Here is a 17,035-nt window from a genome sequence, read left to right as displayed (position 1 = left end):
GCGGGACAGGCCGGGTCCAAGCGGCGAGGATGCACCCCAAACCACCCAGACCCGGCCTGTGAGGGCCGATCCGTTACTTGACCGATCCCGCGGTGAGACCCGAGACCACGTGCCGCTCGATGAAGGCGAAGAGCACGATGACCGGCACGATCGCCACCACGGAGGCCGCGAAGAGGTAGTTCCACTCCACGGTGTAGGCGCCGATGAAGTTGTTGATGCCGACGGTCAGCGGCTGCTTGTCGGGCTCGGTGGTGAGCGTGAGGCCCATCACGAACTCGTTCCACGAGGTGATGAAGGTGAAGATCACCGCGGTGACCACGCCCGGCAGCGCAAGGGGCAGGGTCACCTTCACCATGGCGCCGAAGCGGCTGGTGCCGTCCACCATGGCGGCCTCCTCCAGCTCCGGCGGGATGGAGCTGATGTAGGCCGTCAGGATCCACACGGCGAACGCGAGGTTGAACGCCGCGTTCGTGATGATCAGCGTCCAGACCGAGTTGAGCATGTCCAGCTGGTGGAACTCGCGGTAGAGGCCGACGAGCAGTGCGGTGGGCTGGAACATCTGGGTGACCAGGACGAGGAGCAGGAAGATCTTGCGTCCGCGGTAGCGCATGCGCGCCGTGTAGTACGCGGCGGGCAGCGAGACCAGGAGCACCAGGAGCGTCGCCCCGCCCGCGACGAGGAGGGTCACCTGCAAGTTCTGGCCGAGCTCCGACTCCCTCCACACCTCGATGAAGTTCGACCACTCCAGGTTCTGCGGCAGATACGTCCGGTCCCGCAGCTCGTCCTTGGGACGCAGCGCGGTGATCACCATCTCCAGGTACGGAGCCAGGAAGATCGCCGCGAGCGCCCAGGCGACCACCGTGATGACCAGCGTGCGCGGCCGGAACGTGCGCTTGGGCTTGCGCTGGGGCGCGGGCCCCTTCGGGGACCCCGTGCGGGGCGCCGTCGCGGTGGCCATCAGTCCTCCTCGTTCCACCGGCTGACCTTCAGGAAGATCAGCACGAGCACGACGACCATCGCGAAGTTGACCACGGACATGGCGGCGGATTCGCCGATGTCGGTCTCCTTCAGCTTGTACATGAACACCATGGTCGTGGAGGTGTCATAGCCGGGACCGCCCTGCGTCATGGCCCAGATGATCGGGAAGGAGTTGAAGACGTTGATGAGGTTGATGACGACGCCGACGAGGAACGCGGGCCGCAGCATCGGCAGCGTGATGTGCCGGTACGTCTGCCAGGGACTCGCCCCGTCGATGCGCGACGCCTCGTAGACCTCGCCGGGGATGGTCTGCAGACCGGCGAGCAGCGTGTACGTGGTGAAGGGCAGCGACACGAAGATCGCGACGGCCATCATCCAGGGCCAGGCCGTCTCCGGTTTGCCCAGCCAGTCCTTGGAGTTGTCGATCAGGCCGAGGTCCAGCATCACGGTGTTGAGCACGCCCGCGGTCTGGTTGAGCATCCACTTGAAGCCGATGGCGGTCATCAGGACGGACGCCGCCCAGGGCGCGATGAGCGCCCAGCGGGTGACGGTGCGGCCGGGGAACTTCTGGTTGAAGAGCTGGGCGAGGGCCAGCGAGAGCAGCATCGTCACGGACACGACGACGACGGTCCACACGACCGTCCAGAGCAGGACCGCCCCGAAGTCGGTCTCCTCGAAGAGCTTCTTGTACTTGTCGGTCCCCGCGCTGCCGCGCACGATGCCGGCGATGGAGATGTTGAGGAACGAGGTGCGGATCAGCTCGACGACCGGCCAGATGACCACGGCGAGGATCAGCAGGATGACGGGCGCTATCCAGGGCAGCGGGCCGAGCCGGGCGATGCCGCTGCGGCGGCTCACCGGCCTGGGTGCGCGCCCGCTCCGTCCCCGGCCGGTGTCGGCCGGGGGCGGAGGGGCCTTCAGTGACACAAGGACTCCTTGCGTACGGGCGTACGGGGCGTACGGGGGCGAACTGGCGAGGGCTGCCCGCTACTTGGCCTCGGCTGCCGCCGCTTCCGCCTTCTTCTGCAGGTCACCGAGGACCGTCTTCGGGTCGTCGCTGACGGCCTTGCCACCGGTCTTCTTCATCTCGGCGGAGATGACGTCCCAGGCGGTGTCGCCAAGGGGGTAGAACTTGGCGTTCGGCAGGACCTCGAAGAACGGCTCCAGGTCCTTGTGCTTGCCGTTGGTCTGCATCTCCTTGAGCGCGTCCTGGGTGACGGGCATCAGGTTGTACATCTCGTCGAACTCCAGCATCTTCTTGGAGTACGTGAAGTCCAGGAACTTCTTGACGCCTTCCTTCTCGGCGCCGCCGTCCTTGAACGCCATCATCCAGTCGGCCACGCCGAGGGTGGACTCCAGCGGGCCGTCCTTGCCGGGGATCGGCGCGACGCCGTAGTCGACCTTGCCGTCCTTGGCCATCTGGATGAGGCTCGGGTGGCCGTTGAGCATGCCGACCTTGCCGGCCGCGAAGTCCGCGAAGGCCGTCTTGCGGTCGGTGGAGGCCGGGTTGGAGTACGTGAGGCCGGGCTTGACGAGGTTCTTCTGCAGCCAGTCGAACGTCTCGACGTTCTGGGCGCTGTCGAGCGTGTACTTGCCGCTCGTTTCGGTGTAGCCACCGCCGTTGCCGAGCTCCCACATCATCGTCTCGCCCTGGGTCTCCTCGGGGCCGAGCGGCAGGGCGTACGGGGTCTCGGCGGCCTTGGAGGACTTGATCTTCTTGGCGGCCGCGGCGATGTCGTCCCAGGTCTTGGGCGGCGTCTTCACGCCCGCCTTCTTCAGGACGTCCTTGTTGTAGAACATGACGCGGCTCGATGAGACCCACGGGATGCCGTACTGGGTGCCCTTGACCTCGCCGGCCTTGGCGAAGGTCGGTATGAGGTTCTCCTGCGTCTTGGGCGAGAGGACCTCGTCGGCCTTGTAGAGCAGGTCGTCGGCGACCTTGTCGGCGTAGCCGCCGGTCTGCAGGAGGTCGGGCTGGTTGCCCGCCTGGATCATGTTCTTGACGGACTTGTCGATCTCGTTCCAGTTGATGACCTGGACCTCGACCTTGTAGCCCTTGTTCTCCTTCTCGAACTCCTTCTTCACGCCGTCCCAGTACTTCTTGGAGGCGTTGGAGGCCTTGTCGCCGTAGTCGGCGGCGACGAGCTTGATGGTCTTGCCGTCGCCGCTGTCGCTGTCACCGCCGCACGCGGTGAGCCCCATGGCCATCGCGAGCGTTGCCGCACCGGTGGCGATTACTCGGTTCCTCATGCTGTTCAACCCTTCGACATCGGTGTCGACTTGAACGCGGGCAAAGGTTCCCCCCGCGGCGCCGTGGGGCCGACATTACTCACGGCCGGAATTGGCACAACAGGCCTAGACCACTTTCGTGGCCAAGCTGAAATCACCGGCGGACAGGGTCACTTGAGAGCTCCCGCGGTGAGACCGGCCTGCACCTGACGCTGGAAGACCGCGTACACGACGAGCACCGGAAGCATCGCGATCGTCAGGCCCGCGAAGAGCGCTCCCCAGTCGCCCCGGTAGCCCTGCGAGACCGCGAGCGACGCGAGTCCCTGCGGCAGCACGTACCGGCTCTCCTCCTCGTTGTTGAGCAGCAGCGGAAGCAGGTACTGGTTCCACTGCCCGAGGAAGTTGAAGATGCCGATGCTCACCAGGCCCGGCTTGGCCATCGGCATCATGATCTGGAAGAACGTGCGGGTGTGCGAGGCCCCGTCGACCATCGCCGCCTCCTGGACGCCGGTGGGCAGCGTACGGAAGAAGGAGGTGAGGAAGAAGACGGTGAAGGGCAGCGAGTACGCGATGTAGGCGATCATCAGGCCTGGACGGGTGTCCAGGAGACCGAAGTTCTCCATGACCGCGAAGAGCGGGACGAGGGCGAGGATGACGGGGAACATCATTCCGCCCGCGAAGAGCATGAAGATCAGCCGGTTGCCCGGGAAGGTGAAGCGGGCGATCACGTACGCCGCCATCGAACCGAGCAGCATCGTGCCGGTCAGCGAACCCGCCAGGATGATCAGCGAGTTGAGGGCGTACTGCCCGATGTTGGCCGTCGTCCACGCGTTGGTGAAGTTCTCCCAGTGGAAGGAGGCCGGCCAGCCCATCGGATCGCTGAGGATCTCGGTCGAGGGACGGAACGCGGTGAGCGCGACCCAGACGAGGGGCCCCGCCGCGAGGATCACCCACAGGACGAGGAAGGCGTGCGAGAAGACGTTCAGGGTCGCTCCGCCCACCGATTCGGACTCACGGCGGGGTGCGTCGGCGGCATCGGTGCGGGGCGCGGTGGTCGTGGTCATGATGCAGTGGCTCCCGCGGTCTCAGTATTCGATCCGGTCGCGATTCCCGATCCTCATGACGATCAGCGAGAACGCCATGCTGAGGACGAGGAGGACGACGCCGATGGAGGTGGCATAGCCGTATTGACCGTCACGGAATCGTTCGTAGAGGAAGACCGGAGTGACCTTCAGGACGTGCTCGGGCACCATGACGAGCACGATCGCGAACGAGTCGAGCGCCTGGATGCCCATGTAGATCCAGCCGGTCCGTACGGTGTCCCAGATCAGCGGGAGCGTCACGCTGAAGAAGGTCCGCCCCCGGCCCGCGCCGTCGAGCAGCGCGGCCTCGTAGATGTCCCTGGGGATCGCGCCCATCGCGGCGGAGAACAGCACCACGTAGAAGCCGACGAAGCTCCAGGAGAGCACGGCCATCACCGCGATGAGGGCGAGACCGCGGTCGCCGCCCAGCCAGGCGGGGCCGTCGATGCCCACCTTGTCGAGCCCGCCGTTGATCAGGCCGCTGTTGGTGTTGAAGACGCGGCCCCAGACGACGGCGATGATCGCGACGGACAGGACCTGGGGGAAGAAGTAGACGACCTTGTAGAACGACGAGCCCGCGACACCGGCGATGGCCTGGCCCTTACGGTGCCGGCCGCCCGAGGTGATCATGTACGCGAAGAACATGCCGAGCACGAGCGTGATCAGTGGGGCGACGACCGCGAGGACGACGCTCACTTCCAGGGACTCCCAGAAGCGCTCGTCGTTCCACATCTTCGTGAAGTTGCCGAAGCCGATGAAGTTCGCCACCGGCCCGCCGGACCAGTCGGTGAACGAGTAGTAGATCGCCTGGACGAAGGGTGAGATGACGAACAGGGCGTAGAACGCGAGCGGCAGCGCCAGGAACCCCGCGATGAAGCGGTACTTGTCGAGGGTCCGGTAGCGCCGGTCGTAGCGCACGCTCTGCGGGGTGAAGCGGGGCGGCAGCAGCACCGCCAGGAGGAACAACAGCCGGTTCGGCGCCTTGCGTGGGCCTGGCCGGTCCGGTGCCTTCTTCGAAGGTGGGGAATCGTCCACCCGGGTGTCACTCTTCACGCCACTCCGCCCCGCCTCGCTCACGTGCCCGCGTTCTCGGTTCCGGTGCTGATTCCGGTGGTACTCAAGACTTCTTGATCTTGCTGATGTCGGGGTCCTTCAGAATGCGGTCGGACGCCTTCTGCATCGTGTCCATCGCCTGCTTGGTGCCGATCTGGCCCAGCATGAACTTGGCGATCATGTTGTTGAAGTCCTCGCGGAACAGCTCGTTGTACCAGTCGAAGAACTTCGGGATGACGACGTTCTCGCCGGCCGCCTCGATGGCCGCCTGTGCGCTCGCCGTGCCGGACGGCAGCTTCTGGCCGTCGATGGCGCCCTTGACCACGGGCATCGAGCCGACCTCCTTGAACAGGTTCAGGGCGGCCTCCTTGCTGTACATCATCCGCAGCCACTCCATGCCGCCCTGCACGTTCTGCGCCTTGGCGGGGACGATGAACGGCTCACCTGCCGGGGCGTAGAGCGTGCCGAACGGCATCTTGTCGCTGGAGTCCAGGGAGGGGGTCGCGCCGACCGTCATCTGGAAGTCCTTGGGCGTGGTGTCCTTGGCCTCGTTCTCCACCCAGGAGCCGTTGGGCACGAAGAGGCACTTGCCGCCCTTGGTCCAGGCGGTCTGCATCTCCGTGTGGGCCTCGGTGCCGTCGAAGCCGGTGAGGACGTACTTCTTGGCGACGAGCTCTTCCCAGGCCTCGAAGACGTCCTTGACCGCCTCGTGCTTCCAGGCGTCCGGCTCCAGGTAGTCCATGGCGGTGATGACGTCGCGCCCGCCGCGCTGGGCGAACATCGCGTACATGCTGAAGAACATGTAGCGGGGGTGGCCGCCCGGGTAGCTCCAGCCGTGGATGCCCTTGTCCTTGGCCTTCTTGCAGACCGCGAGCATCTCGTCCCACGTCTTCGGGTACTCGGAGTCGAGGCCCTCTTCGAGCAGCTTCTTGGAGTACCAGTTGCCGTACACCGTCAGCGCGATGTTGAGCTGGTAGACCTCTTTGCCGCCGAAGGTGCCCATCTGCTCGACCACCGGCACGAGGGTCTCGCGCACCGTGACGCTCGGGTCGTCCCACGAGGGGGCGTCGAGCAGCTCCGAGAGGTCGGCGACCTGCTTGTTGTGCACGAGCTTGCCGGGGTTCATCTGGTCGGCACCGGAGTTGTTGACCACGTCCGCCGTCGGCTTGCCGCGCACGATCTTCGGCTGAAGCTGGGTGGCGATCTTCGCCGTGGCCTTCTGGTCGGCGTCGGCCTTGGGGTACTTCTCCTTGTACATGTCGGTGACGAACTGGGCGTACTTGTCGCCGTATCCGCCGTTGAAGATGTAGACCCCGAGACCGGCGTCCGTCTTCACGCCGAGCGGGTTCTTCTTGGACTTCTCGCCCTTCTCCGCCTTGTTCTCGTCCCCGCCGCCGCTCGCGCAGGAGCTCAGGGCGCCCACGGCCGGCACTGCGAGAAGGCTGGTGGCCGCGGCCCTCTTCATCACGTCACGACGGTTGATGCTGGTGGATCCCATGCTCAAGTCCTCGCCTTCCAGGACTCAGGCGGCGTACGGGGCTCCCGACAGCTCGCCAGTGGCGAAGGGCCCGACACCGCGGGTCAGTTGAAGCTTCAGTGGTGCGTTACGTGCGACAACTACATGGCAAGGGCTCGCACCCGCCACTCAGGGTGCCGATAGGTATAGTCCACTTCTCGGCAGCAGAGCAAGATCGAACGCAGCTTGGGCCAGCAGTCTTTCCCGAGTTGAGACCTCGCGGAGATACGGCCTGGTTCGTTCACGGCGTGAGCAAATTCAGCCGAACGAATCGACCGCAACGTGTACGCGCCTTCACTCCCCTCCATTGATCTTCCCTGGCGCTCACTTGCACCTCATTGGACTTTCTCCTGGATCCCCTTGGACTTTCCCCCGGCCGCCGTCGCCCCTCTCGTCCCCTCCGACGCTTCCAACAGCCTTGACACCACCCACCACTTGCCGCCCTACTGGACCCTGCGCAGCGATGTGACAACGTTGTCCAACTCGCAGGGAGGGGCTCGGGGATGCCGCACAGATCACGCAGACCTCGCTTCAGACACCATCGTTCGGCCGCGGTCCTGGGAGCGGCCGCGTTCACGCTCGTCGCGACAGGGCAGGGCGCCGCCGTCGCCAAACCGGAGGAACCGCCCAGGGCGGCCAAGGAGTTCGTCTCCTCGTTCGAGGAGGGCGAGGCCCAGCCCGACTGGCTGAACACCGTGGAGACCGGCCCCGACGGCAAGAAGCGGACCGCCGGTGTCAACGGCGCGTTCAGTTCGGGGATCCCCGGCAGTGTGAACGACCACGTCACGGAGGTCCGCGCCAGCGGCGAGAACTCCGGGAGCGGCGAGGTCAAGGAGAACCTGATCGACGGGGAGCCCACCAGCAAGTGGCTCACCTTCGCGCCCACCGGGTGGGTCGAGTTCGACCTCGACGAGCCCGCCAAGGCCGTGACGTACGCGCTGACGTCGGCGAACGACCACGCCGAGCGCGACCCCAAGGACTGGGCCCTCCAGGGCTCCACGGACGGCAAGGACTGGAAGGTCCTCGACACCCGGAAGGGTGAGGCGTTCGACAAGCGCCACCAGACCAAGAAGTACGACTTCCAGAACTCCACCGCGTACGCCCACTACCGCCTGGAGGTCACCGCCAACAACGGCGCGTCCGACGCCCTCCAGCTCTCCGACGTCCAGCTCTCCGTCGGCGGCAGCGAGGCGCCCGTCCCCGAGGACATGCTCTCCCTCGTGGACCGCGGGCCCAGCGGCTCCCCGACCGCGAAGTCGGGCGCCGGGTTCACCGGCAAGCGCGCGCTGCGCTATGCGGGCACCCACAAGGTGGACGGGCGCGGCTACTCGTACAACAAGGTCTTCGACGTGAACGTCTCGGTGCGGCGTGACACGGAGCTTTCGTACCGGATCTTCCCCTCCATGGCCGAGGGTGACCTCGACTACGACGCCACGAACGTGTCCGTGGACCTGGCCTTCACCGACGGCACCTATCTGAGTGACCTCAAGGCCATGGACCAGCACGGCTTCCCGCTGGACCCGCAGGGGCAGGGCGCCGCGAAGGGCCTCTACGTCAACCAGTGGAACAACGTGGAGGCGCGGATCGGGCAGGTCGCGCGCGGTAAGACCGTCGACCGGGTGCTCGTCGCGTACGACTCCCCCAAGGGCCCGGCGAAGTTCCGCGGCTGGGTGGACGACGTCTCCCTGAAGGAGAAGGCCCCGGCGAAGCCGAAGGCCCATCCTTCGGACTACGCGGACACCACGCGCGGCACCAACTCCAGCGGCGCCTTCTCGCGCGGCAACACCTTCCCCGCGACGGCCGTCCCGCACGGCTTCAACTTCTGGACGCCCGTGACCAACGCGGGCTCGCTGAGCTGGCTCTACGACTACGCGCGCGGCAACAACGCGGACAACCTGCCGACGATCCAGGCGTTCAGCGCGAGCCACGAGCCGAGCCCCTGGATGGGTGACCGGCAGACGTTCCAGATGATGCCGTCGGTCGACAAGGACACCCCGTCCGCGTCCCGCACCAAGCGCGCGCTGCCCTTCAAGCACGAGAAGGAGACGGCACGCCCGCACTACTACGGCGTGACCTTCGAGAACGGCCTCAAGGCCGAGATGGCCCCGACCGATCACGCGGCGATGATGAAGTTCACCTATCCCGGTGACGACGCGAGCGTCATCTTCGACAACGTCTCCGAGAAGGGCGGCCTCACCCTCGACGAGGAGAACGGCGTCGTGAGCGGCTTCTCGGACGTCAAGTCGGGTCTTTCGACGGGTGCGACGCGCCTGTTCGTGTACGGGACCTTCGACGCGCCCGTCACCGCGGGCGGCAAGCTCGACGGCGGGGGCGGCGGTGATGTCACCGGCTATCTGCGCTTCAAGGCCGGCAAGGACCGCACGGTCAACCTGCGCCTCGCGACCTCGCTCATCAGCCTCGACCAGGCCAAGGCCAACCTGAACAGCGAGATCCCGTCCGGCACCTCCTTCGACCGCGTGAAGAACCGCGCGCAGAAGAGCTGGGACGACATCCTCGGCAAGGTGGAGGTCGAGGGTGCGAGCGAGGGGCAGCGGACCTCGCTCTACTCCAGCCTGTACCGCTTGTACCTCTACCCCAACTCGGGCTTCGAGAAGGTCACTTCGGCGGACGGCAAGTCGAAGTACCAGTACGCGTCGCCCTTCTCGCCGCAGACCGGGCCGGACACCCCGACCCACACCGGCGCGAAGATCGTCGACGGCAAGCCGTACGTCAACAACGGCTTCTGGGACACGTATCGCACGACCTGGCCCGCCTATTCGCTCCTCACGCCGAAGAAGGCGGGTGAGCTGGTCGACGGCTTCGTACAGCAGTACAAGGACGGTGGCTGGACGTCCCGTTGGTCGTCGCCCGGCTACGCGGACCTGATGACGGGCACTTCGTCGGACGTGGCGTTCGCCGACGCGTACGTCAAGGGCGTGGACTTCGACGCCAAGGGCGCGTACGACGCGGCGCTGAAGAACGCGACCGTGGTGCCGCCGAGTTCGGGCGTCGGCCGCAAGGGCATGAAGACCTCCCCCTTCCTCGGCTACACCCCCAGCGAGACCCACGAGGGCCTGTCCTGGGCACTGGAGGGCTACCTCAACGACTACGGCATCTCGCGCATGGGCGAGGCCCTCTACAAGAAGACGGGCGAGAAGCGCTACAAGGAGGAGTCGGAGTACTTCCTCAACCGCGCCCGTGACTACGTGAAGCTCTTCGACGACAAGGCCGGGTTCTTCCAGGGCAAGGACACGAAGGGCGAGTGGCGGGTCCCGTCCGACAAGTTCGACCCGCGCGTGTGGGGTTACGACTACACGGAGACGAACGCCTGGGGCTACGCCTTCACCGCCCCGCAGGACTCGCGCGGTCTGGCGAACCTGTACGGCGGCCGCAAGGGCCTCGGCGACAAGCTGGACACCTACTTCGCCACTCCGGAGACCGGCTCGGCGGAGTTCGCGGGCTCCTACGGAGGCGTCATCCATGAGATGACCGAGGCACGCGACGTACGCATGGGCATGTACGGGCACTCCAACCAGGTCGCCCATCACGCCGCCTACATGTACGACGCGGCCGGTGAGCCGTCCAAGACGCAGGAGAAGGTCCGCGAGGTCCTCTCCCGCCTCTACACGGGCAGCGAGATCGGGCAGGGCTACCACGGCGACGAGGACAACGGCGAGCAGTCGGCCTGGTACCTCTTCTCCTCGCTCGGCTTCTACCCGCTGGTCATGGGAAGCGGCGAATACGCCATCGGCTCCCCGCAGTTCACCAAGATGACCGTGCATCTGGACGGCGGGCGCGACCTGGTCGTCAAGGCGCCGAAGAACAGCGCGAAGAACGTGTACGTCCAGGGGCTGAAGGTCAACGGCAAGAAGTGGACCTCAACGGCCCTCCCCCACAAGGAGATCGCTCGCGGAGGCGTCCTGGAGTTCGACATGGGCCCGAAGCCTTCGGCGTGGGGCACGGGCAAGAACGCCCAGCCCACGTCGGTCACGCAGGACGACAAGGTGCCGTCGCCGCGCGGTGACGCGATCAAGGGTGACGGCGCGCTCTTCGACAACACATCGGCTACGGACGCGACTTCGGGGTCTGCGGTGGACCTGCCGGTCGCCAAGGAGACGAAGGCCGTGCAGTACACGCTGACGTCGTCCTCCGACAAGGCGAAGGCGCCGCGCGGCTGGGTGCTCCAGGGCTCCGCCGACGGCGAGAAGTGGAAGGATCTTGACAAGCGGTCCGGCGAGTCCTTCGCCTGGGACCAGCAGACCCGGGTGTTCACGGTCGACGACCCGGGGACGTACCGGCACTACCGGCTCGTGCCGGACGGGTCGGCGACGCTCGCGGAGGTCGAGCTCCTGAGCTGATCCATCGGGAGGCACGGTGCAACACGGGGGCGGGAGTGGCGAGTTCACTCCCGCCCCCGCTTCGTGTTCGCCACTGGAGCCGCCGGGGCCGTCGGGGCCGTTGGCCGGAACACCCCTGGCCTCACTCTCCACAGGGATGCAGACTCACCTCGTAACACACCTTTTGTCATGATCACGCCACTGATTGGGGATCGTTCGTGTTACGAAGATCAGCCAGCCCGTCGGCCTTACGGCGAAGAAGACCCGGCACCCGCTCCAAGGCCATCGCCGTCATCGGCGCCCTCGCCATCGGCGCACCGCTCACCCTCCTCGGCCCCGCCTCCGCGGCGGACCACTCGCCCACCGCGTCCGGCAAGGCACCGAAGGGCAGTTGTACGGCGCCCAAGGACTGGTCGAGCTGTGTACAGGTGACCACCCGCCTCGACCGGGCCCCTTCAGTGGGACAGCGGGCCCGCCTCGACATCACCGTCGACACCCGCGTCGACCTCTCCGGCGCCCGCGTCCAGGCCGATCTGCCCGCCGCCGTCGACTGGGCCTCCGCGCCCGCAGGATGGCAGTTCAAGGACATCGGCCAGCTGCTGCCGGAGGACGGCGGCACGGTGCACCGCGCCCAGCGCACCATCGACCTGGCGGCCGGGAAGACCCTGCGCTTCTCGCTCCCGGTCAAGGGAGTCAAGGCCGCCGCCACCTCCGTGCGCGCCCGCGTCGACGGCACATCGGCCGAGCCCACCGACCGCGACGAGCACATGCAGCTCCTCACGGTCGGCGCCACGCCCACCGCCTCGCACCTGGGCCTCGACCAGCGCCGCAACTCCACCGCGCTGCACCAGCTCCCGGACGGCGTCGAGCTCACCCCCGCCAAGCCCGAGCGGCCGTTCGAGCCGGTGGCCGCAAGGACGAAGCTCCCCAAGCCGCACAGCGACGACGCCCCCTCCACCGAACCGTCGGCGAAGGCACTCTCCTGTGTCACCGGCACGGTCGGCTACACGGAGCCGGGCGGCGCGCACCCCTCGCCGAACATCCAGGTCGAGGCCTGGGACGACGACTCCTTCGGCGGCGACGACCGGCTCGACTCCGCGCTGACCGACGGCAGCGGCGGCTTCCGGATGTGCTTCGACAACAACGACACCTCCGGCGGCCAGGACGTGTACGTCAAGGTCCGCACCGAGAGCGGTCTGTGGCGAATCGTCGAGGACAACTTCTTCGGCCGTGACGTCTATGAGTTCCGCTCCGGCCAGCGCGACGACATCGGCGACGGCCGCACGGTGGACTTCGGCCGCATCGCCCCCGGCGACCAGACGATGAACCGGGTCTTCCACGCGTACGACCTGGCGAACCAGGCCAAGAACTGGACGCCGGGCGAGTGCTGGGACTCCCGGGACAGCGGCGACTGCCGCCGCATGGAGATCGTCTACCCCGATGACGACGACGGCGACGGCAGCCGCTACCAGTGGGGCGACAAGAGCGTCTGGCTGGAAGCCGCCGCGCCGGACGACCGTACCGACACCGTGCACGAGTACGGCCACGCGGTGATGGCCGACGTGTACGAGGACAACAGGCCCCCCGCCATCGACAACTGCAGCCCGCACGCGATGGACACCCGCAGTTCGAAGGGCTGCGCCTGGGTCGAGGGCTTCGCCAACTTCTACCCGATGGCGATCTTCAACAACGACGAGTACCGGGGCTGGCACGTCGAGGACACCACGTCGTACGACAGCGGTGACGACACCGAGGGCCGGGTCACCGGATCCCTGTGGGACCTCATGGACCCGTCCGGCGAGCGCTACTGGGACTACCACCAGGAGTCCGCGAAGAACGCCATCTGGGACACCCTGCTCGACCGCCGGTCGAACACCTTCCAGGAGTTCTGGACCCACCGCGGCCAGGAGGGCCACGACGTGGGCTCGGGTCCCGGCGGCGCGCTCTACCAGAACGGCATCGACTACGGCTTCCGCAACCAGCTCACCGACGGACAGTCCAAGACGCTGCCCACACCGGACCCGCAGCACAACTACCGCTACGACACCACCTTCCGATTCTGGTCGGTCGTGGCGCTGCGGCCACCGGCGGGCGTCGACTACGACCTCGACCTGTACGACGACCAGGCGTTGCAGCAGCGGCTCGACGTCAGCCTTGCCACCGGGGACACCGTCGACTTCATCGCCGTCGACTCCAACGCGCGGGGCCCCGGCGACTACTACCCCGTCGTCAAGCGGCCGCTCGGCGGCACGGGCACCGGCGACTACCGCATCGAGGTCGCCGACAGCGGCAAGCTGCTCAGCGGCTCCGACACCAAGGTGATGAACGGCGCCGACGACGTGACCGCCGTCTGGGACACCTGCCCGGCCGCCGGCACCGAGGTCACCATCACCGCGACGCCGTCCGACGCGAGCCAGGACGCGGAGCTGTTCCTGATGGACTCCGACCCGGCCGACGCCAAGACCGCGGTCCGCGGCCGCTACGCGGCGACCGCATCGGGGACCGCGAACGGCCCCGGCCAGGCCGAGTCGTTCAAGTTCACCTCGCAGGGCGGCTGTTACGGAGTCGTCCTCGTCAACAAGGCCGGGACCGGCACGTACACCGTGACCGAGTCCTGACGCCACGGCACGACGTCTGACGCCACGGCCTGAAGGGAGCCGCTCGTGCGGGTGGAACCGGCGGGGACACCACCTCGTCCCACCCGCATGCGCGTCCTCCTGCTCCCGCTCCTGCTGGTGACGGTGACCGCCTGCGGCACGGGGACGGCCACCCCACCGGCACCCGCCCCACCCCAGGACCCCAAGACCCTCGTCCTGCGCGTCCAGGAGCTCCACAGCGCCCCACGCCCCTGGGAGCGCGGCGACCTGCCCCGCTTCTCCCTCTACGGCGGCGGCCACGTGATCGCCCCGGCCCGGACCTCGGGCGCGCTGCGCACAGCCGTCAAGTACCGCATGACGCCCACCCGTTACCGCGAACTCACCGACGCGGCCCACGCGGCAGGGCTCGCCCGCGCCCGCCGCCACGAGGACTCCACGTCCACGGACGCCTCCCTCCTGACGGTCACCTACCGCACGCCGGGCGGCCTGCGCGGCACGCGCGTCACCGCGCCCGAAGCCGGGGGCGACGGCGATCGGGGCCGCGTCCTGGACTTCGTACGCACTCGGGTCCCGCCCGCGCCTTCGGACACTCCCCCGCCGGGTTCCACCGCCTACCGCCCGACCGCCCTTGCGATTCTCGCCACCGGCGGGGTCGGCGCCGACGACAGCACGGCGCGACCGTGGCCACTGCGGCCGATTGCAGGCCGCTGCGAGGTGGTGACGGGCGAGGATCTCGTACGCGCCCGTCAACTCGCCCTGGGGGCACGGCAGAACACCCGCTGGAGCAGCGGAGGAACGCTCTACGCGGTCGCGTTCAGGCCCCTGCTCCCCGACGAGCACACGTGCCGGGACCTCGACCGCCCCTAGGGCTTGTCCGCCGAGAAGAGCCACGTATCGAACAGGTCCGAGAGGTCCTGCCCCGACTCCTTCTCGCACAGCGCGATGAACTGCTCGGTGTCGGCGTTCTTGTGCCGGTGCTCGCGCGTCCAGGTGCGCAGGACGGCGAAGAAGGTGTCGTCGCCCACCGCCTTGCGCAGCTGATGCAGCGTCATGGCGCCCCTGCCGTACACCGGTGAGTCGGAGACCCGCGTCGCGTTCGGCGGGTCGGCGGCCGGGAAGTCCCAGATGCCCTCGCTCTCCGGATGCGTGCCGTCGTAGAAGGAGTCAAAGGTCTCCTGGGCGCTGCGGCGGCCGTGCTCCTCGTCCCACAGCCACTCGGCGTAGGTGGCGAAGCCCTCGTTCAGCCACATGTCCTGCCAGGCGCGGGGCGTGACGGAGTTGCCGAACCACTGGTGGGCCAGTTCGTGGACGACAAGGCGTGCGTCCGGCGCTTCCTCGAAGTAGGGCTTGGTCTGCGTCTCCAGGGCGTAGCCGAGGTCGGGGAGGTGGTCGACGACGGCGCCGGTGGAGGAGAAGGGGTAGGGGCCGAAGCGGTCACTGGCCCAGTCGACGACCTCGGGCACCAGGTCGGGGACGTCGACGGGGCCGTCCGCCTCGTCGGGGTCGACGGCCGTGTAGACGGGCAGGCCGTCGTCCGTCGTGCTGGTGGAGACGTCGAAGACGCCGGTGACGACGGTCGCGGCGTAGCTCGCCATGGGCTCGGGGTTGTGCCAGCGGAAGGTGGTGCGCTTGCCGCGCTGCCGGGTCTCGCGCAGGGTTCCGTTGCTGACCGCGGTGTAGTCGGACGGCACGGTGACGTCGATGTCGTACGTCGCCTTGTCTGACGGGTGGTGGTTGCCGGGGAACCAGGTCATGGAGCCCGTTGGCTGGCCGAGCGCCGCCACGCCGTCGTCCGTCTCGATCCAGCCCTCGTCGCCGCCGTCGCTCGCCGTGAGCATCCGGGGCGTACCGGCGTACCGGACGGTGGTCTTGAAGGTCTTCCCCTTGCCGATGGGACGGGCGGGCGTGAGCGTCAGCTTGTTCTTCCGCTCCCTGCTGACGCGTGCCTCGGAGCCGTCGGTTTCGGCATGGCGCACGCGCAGGCCCGCGAGGTCGAGGCTGAAGCGGGAGAGGTCCCGGGTGGCCCGTGCGGTGATCACCGCGGTGCCGGTCAGGTGGTTGCTGTCCGGGGTGTAGTCGAGGGTCAGGCCGTAGTGCGCCACGTCGTAGCCGCTGTTGCCGAGGGTCGGGAACAGGTGGTCGTCGACGCGATTCCCGCGTGCGTCGCGCAGGACGAAGTCCCGCACGGTGCCGTCGCCGTCGTCGCCGTCCCACCAGGTGCGGAAGAGATCGGCGAACTGCTCGGCCTCGGCGGACCTCGCGGAAAGGTCGGTCCGCACCTCTACGTCGTAGGAAGAATCGGTGACTTCGACCGTGTCCAGGGCCTGCGCGTGGCGTGCGGTGCGGGACTCACCGGAATCACGGGCCCAGGAGCGGAACTGCTCCAGGAGGCGATGGTGGGTCTCGCGTACGGGGGCGTCCGGGCCCGGGGGCTTCGTGTCGCACGCCGACAGGGCGAGGCAGACAGCTGCCGCGGCCAGGAGCGTGGCGGGGCGGTTCATGGTGTGGTCTTCCGTCACGGTGGTGTTCCCCCACAAAAAACGGACCCCGGTCATCCGGGGCCCGATTGGTACAGATCAATCGAGAAGGTACGTTACGCATAGATCGAATGATGTGTCGATTGGGGCGGAAATTGCTGCAGAACGTCGATGCCATCAGCGAGGACCAGGGCAGCCACGCCGAGAGGAAGCTGTGAGCGGGGCACCGGCGGCGGCCTGAACGAACTCGCACCAGACGGTCTTTCCGGGATCGCGCTCCACGACCCCCCACTTGTCGGCCAGGGTCGCCACGAGCAGAAGACCCCGCCCTGACTCGTCGGCGTCGCCGTCACCGCCGCCGTCGCCCGGCCGGGGCCACCCGCCGCCGCTGTCGTGCACTTCCACGCGCAGTACGTCGCCCTCGTAACGGAGGTGGAGCCGGAACCCCCGCCCGGGTGGGACCCCGTGCAGCAGGGCGTTTGTCGTCAACTCGCTGACGCAGAGGGCGATGTCGTACGCGCGTTCACCGACCCCCCAGTCAGTCAGCGCGGCGCTCACGAAGGCGCGGGCGGCGGGGACGGACTGGCGTTCACGCCGGTAGAAGCGTTCGCGTGGAGTTTCGTCGTTCACGTGACGAGAGTCACGCTCCGTGGTCATCATGAAGCAGTACGTGAACCCGTACGGCTGGGCTGTACGGGTTCACTGCGTGAATGCGGGGCTTCTGATGGGGAGTTGGACGGCATGAGCAGTCCCAAGCGACGGTCAC

At 67.6% G+C, this 17,035-nt stretch carries 11 protein-coding genes; 3 read left to right on the top strand and 8 right to left on the bottom strand.

Translation table 11 applies throughout. The annotated features are described in order from the left end of the window. Positions 1-73: 73 nt before the first annotated feature. The 6 genes from E5671_RS34350 to ngcE all read right to left on the bottom strand — a co-directional run bounded on the left by E5671_RS34350 (position 74) and on the right by ngcE (position 6,840). The gene (locus tag E5671_RS34350; protein WP_160507742.1) at positions 74-958 is read right to left on the bottom strand and encodes a carbohydrate ABC transporter permease; all 885 of its coding nucleotides are present in this window, start codon (positions 956-958) and stop codon (positions 74-76) included. Then, a complete protein-coding gene (locus E5671_RS34345) occupies positions 958-1,905 on the bottom strand; it encodes a carbohydrate ABC transporter permease (RefSeq protein ID WP_336605923.1) in 948 nt (315 codons plus the stop codon). The genes E5671_RS34350 and E5671_RS34345 overlap by 1 nt, the downstream gene beginning before the upstream one ends. Positions 1,906-1,965: 60 nt before the next feature. Beyond that, positions 1,966-3,228: an extracellular solute-binding protein gene (locus E5671_RS34340; RefSeq protein WP_237330290.1), complete on the bottom strand. Its 1,263-nt coding sequence runs from the start codon at positions 3,226-3,228 to the stop codon at positions 1,966-1,968. Between the two features lie 149 nt (positions 3,229-3,377). Beyond that, positions 3,378-4,271, bottom strand: a complete 894-nt coding sequence (locus tag E5671_RS34335; protein ID WP_160507741.1) for a carbohydrate ABC transporter permease — start codon at positions 4,269-4,271, stop codon at positions 3,378-3,380. A 21-nt stretch (positions 4,272-4,292) separates the two neighbouring features. Continuing rightward, positions 4,293-5,207, bottom strand: a complete 915-nt coding sequence (locus tag E5671_RS34330) for an ABC transporter permease subunit (RefSeq protein WP_160510583.1) — start codon at positions 5,205-5,207, stop codon at positions 4,293-4,295. Between the two features lie 199 nt (positions 5,208-5,406). Beyond that, positions 5,407-6,840 (bottom strand): N-acetylglucosamine/diacetylchitobiose ABC transporter substrate-binding protein, encoded by a 1,434-nt coding sequence (ngcE, locus tag E5671_RS34325; protein WP_160507740.1) that lies wholly within the window; start codon positions 6,838-6,840, stop codon positions 5,407-5,409. 521 nt (positions 6,841-7,361) lie between these two features. Between ngcE and E5671_RS34320 the strand changes: the two genes are divergently transcribed. From E5671_RS34320 to E5671_RS34310, 3 genes are all read left to right on the top strand, one after another. Then, on the top strand, positions 7,362-11,216 hold the full coding sequence (locus E5671_RS34320) for a GH92 family glycosyl hydrolase (protein ID WP_160507739.1): 3,855 nt from the start codon (positions 7,362-7,364) through the stop codon (positions 11,214-11,216). A 197-nt stretch (positions 11,217-11,413) separates the two neighbouring features. Further along, complete coding sequence (locus E5671_RS34315; protein WP_160507738.1) at positions 11,414-13,813, top strand: hypothetical protein; 2,400 nt, start codon at positions 11,414-11,416, stop codon at positions 13,811-13,813. 45 nt (positions 13,814-13,858) lie between these two features. After that, positions 13,859-14,659: a hypothetical protein gene (locus tag E5671_RS34310; protein ID WP_160507737.1), complete on the top strand. Its 801-nt coding sequence runs from the start codon at positions 13,859-13,861 to the stop codon at positions 14,657-14,659. Here E5671_RS34310 and E5671_RS34305 read toward each other — a convergent pair. Both E5671_RS34305 and E5671_RS34300 read right to left on the bottom strand, forming a co-directional pair. After that, positions 14,656-16,311, bottom strand: a complete 1,656-nt coding sequence (locus E5671_RS34305; RefSeq protein WP_336605922.1) for a M1 family metallopeptidase — start codon at positions 16,309-16,311, stop codon at positions 14,656-14,658. The two genes, E5671_RS34310 and E5671_RS34305, sit on opposite strands and share 4 nt — an antisense overlap. A gap of 135 nt (positions 16,312-16,446) precedes the next feature. Next, positions 16,447-16,926, bottom strand: coding sequence for an ATP-binding protein (locus E5671_RS34300; RefSeq protein WP_160507736.1), 480 nt, complete (start codon positions 16,924-16,926; stop codon positions 16,447-16,449). Positions 16,927-17,035 lie beyond the last annotated feature (109 nt).

The organism is Streptomyces sp. BA2, from assembly GCF_009769735.1.
GTDB lineage: Bacteria > Actinomycetota > Actinomycetes > Streptomycetales > Streptomycetaceae > Streptomyces.
The sequence above is the reverse complement of the archived record's forward strand: the minus strand, read 5'-3'. Positions and strand labels throughout refer to the sequence as shown.

Excerpts from the sequence above, each read along its gene's own strand:
- E5671_RS34350 (WP_160507742.1), bottom strand. The coding sequence starts at position 958 with ATGGCCACCGCGACGGCGCCCCGCACGGGGTCCCCGAAGGGGCCCGCG.
- E5671_RS34340 (WP_237330290.1), bottom strand. The coding sequence starts at position 3,228 with ATGAGGAACCGAGTAATCGCCACCGGTGCGGCAACGCTCGCGATGGCC.
- E5671_RS34335 (WP_160507741.1), bottom strand. The coding sequence starts at position 4,271 with ATGACCACGACCACCGCGCCCCGCACCGATGCCGCCGACGCACCCCGC.
- ngcE (WP_160507740.1), bottom strand. The coding sequence starts at position 6,840 with ATGGGATCCACCAGCATCAACCGTCGTGACGTGATGAAGAGGGCCGCG.
- E5671_RS34320 (WP_160507739.1), top strand. The coding sequence starts at position 7,362 with ATGCCGCACAGATCACGCAGACCTCGCTTCAGACACCATCGTTCGGCC.
- E5671_RS34300 (WP_160507736.1), bottom strand. The coding sequence starts at position 16,926 with ATGACCACGGAGCGTGACTCTCGTCACGTGAACGACGAAACTCCACGC.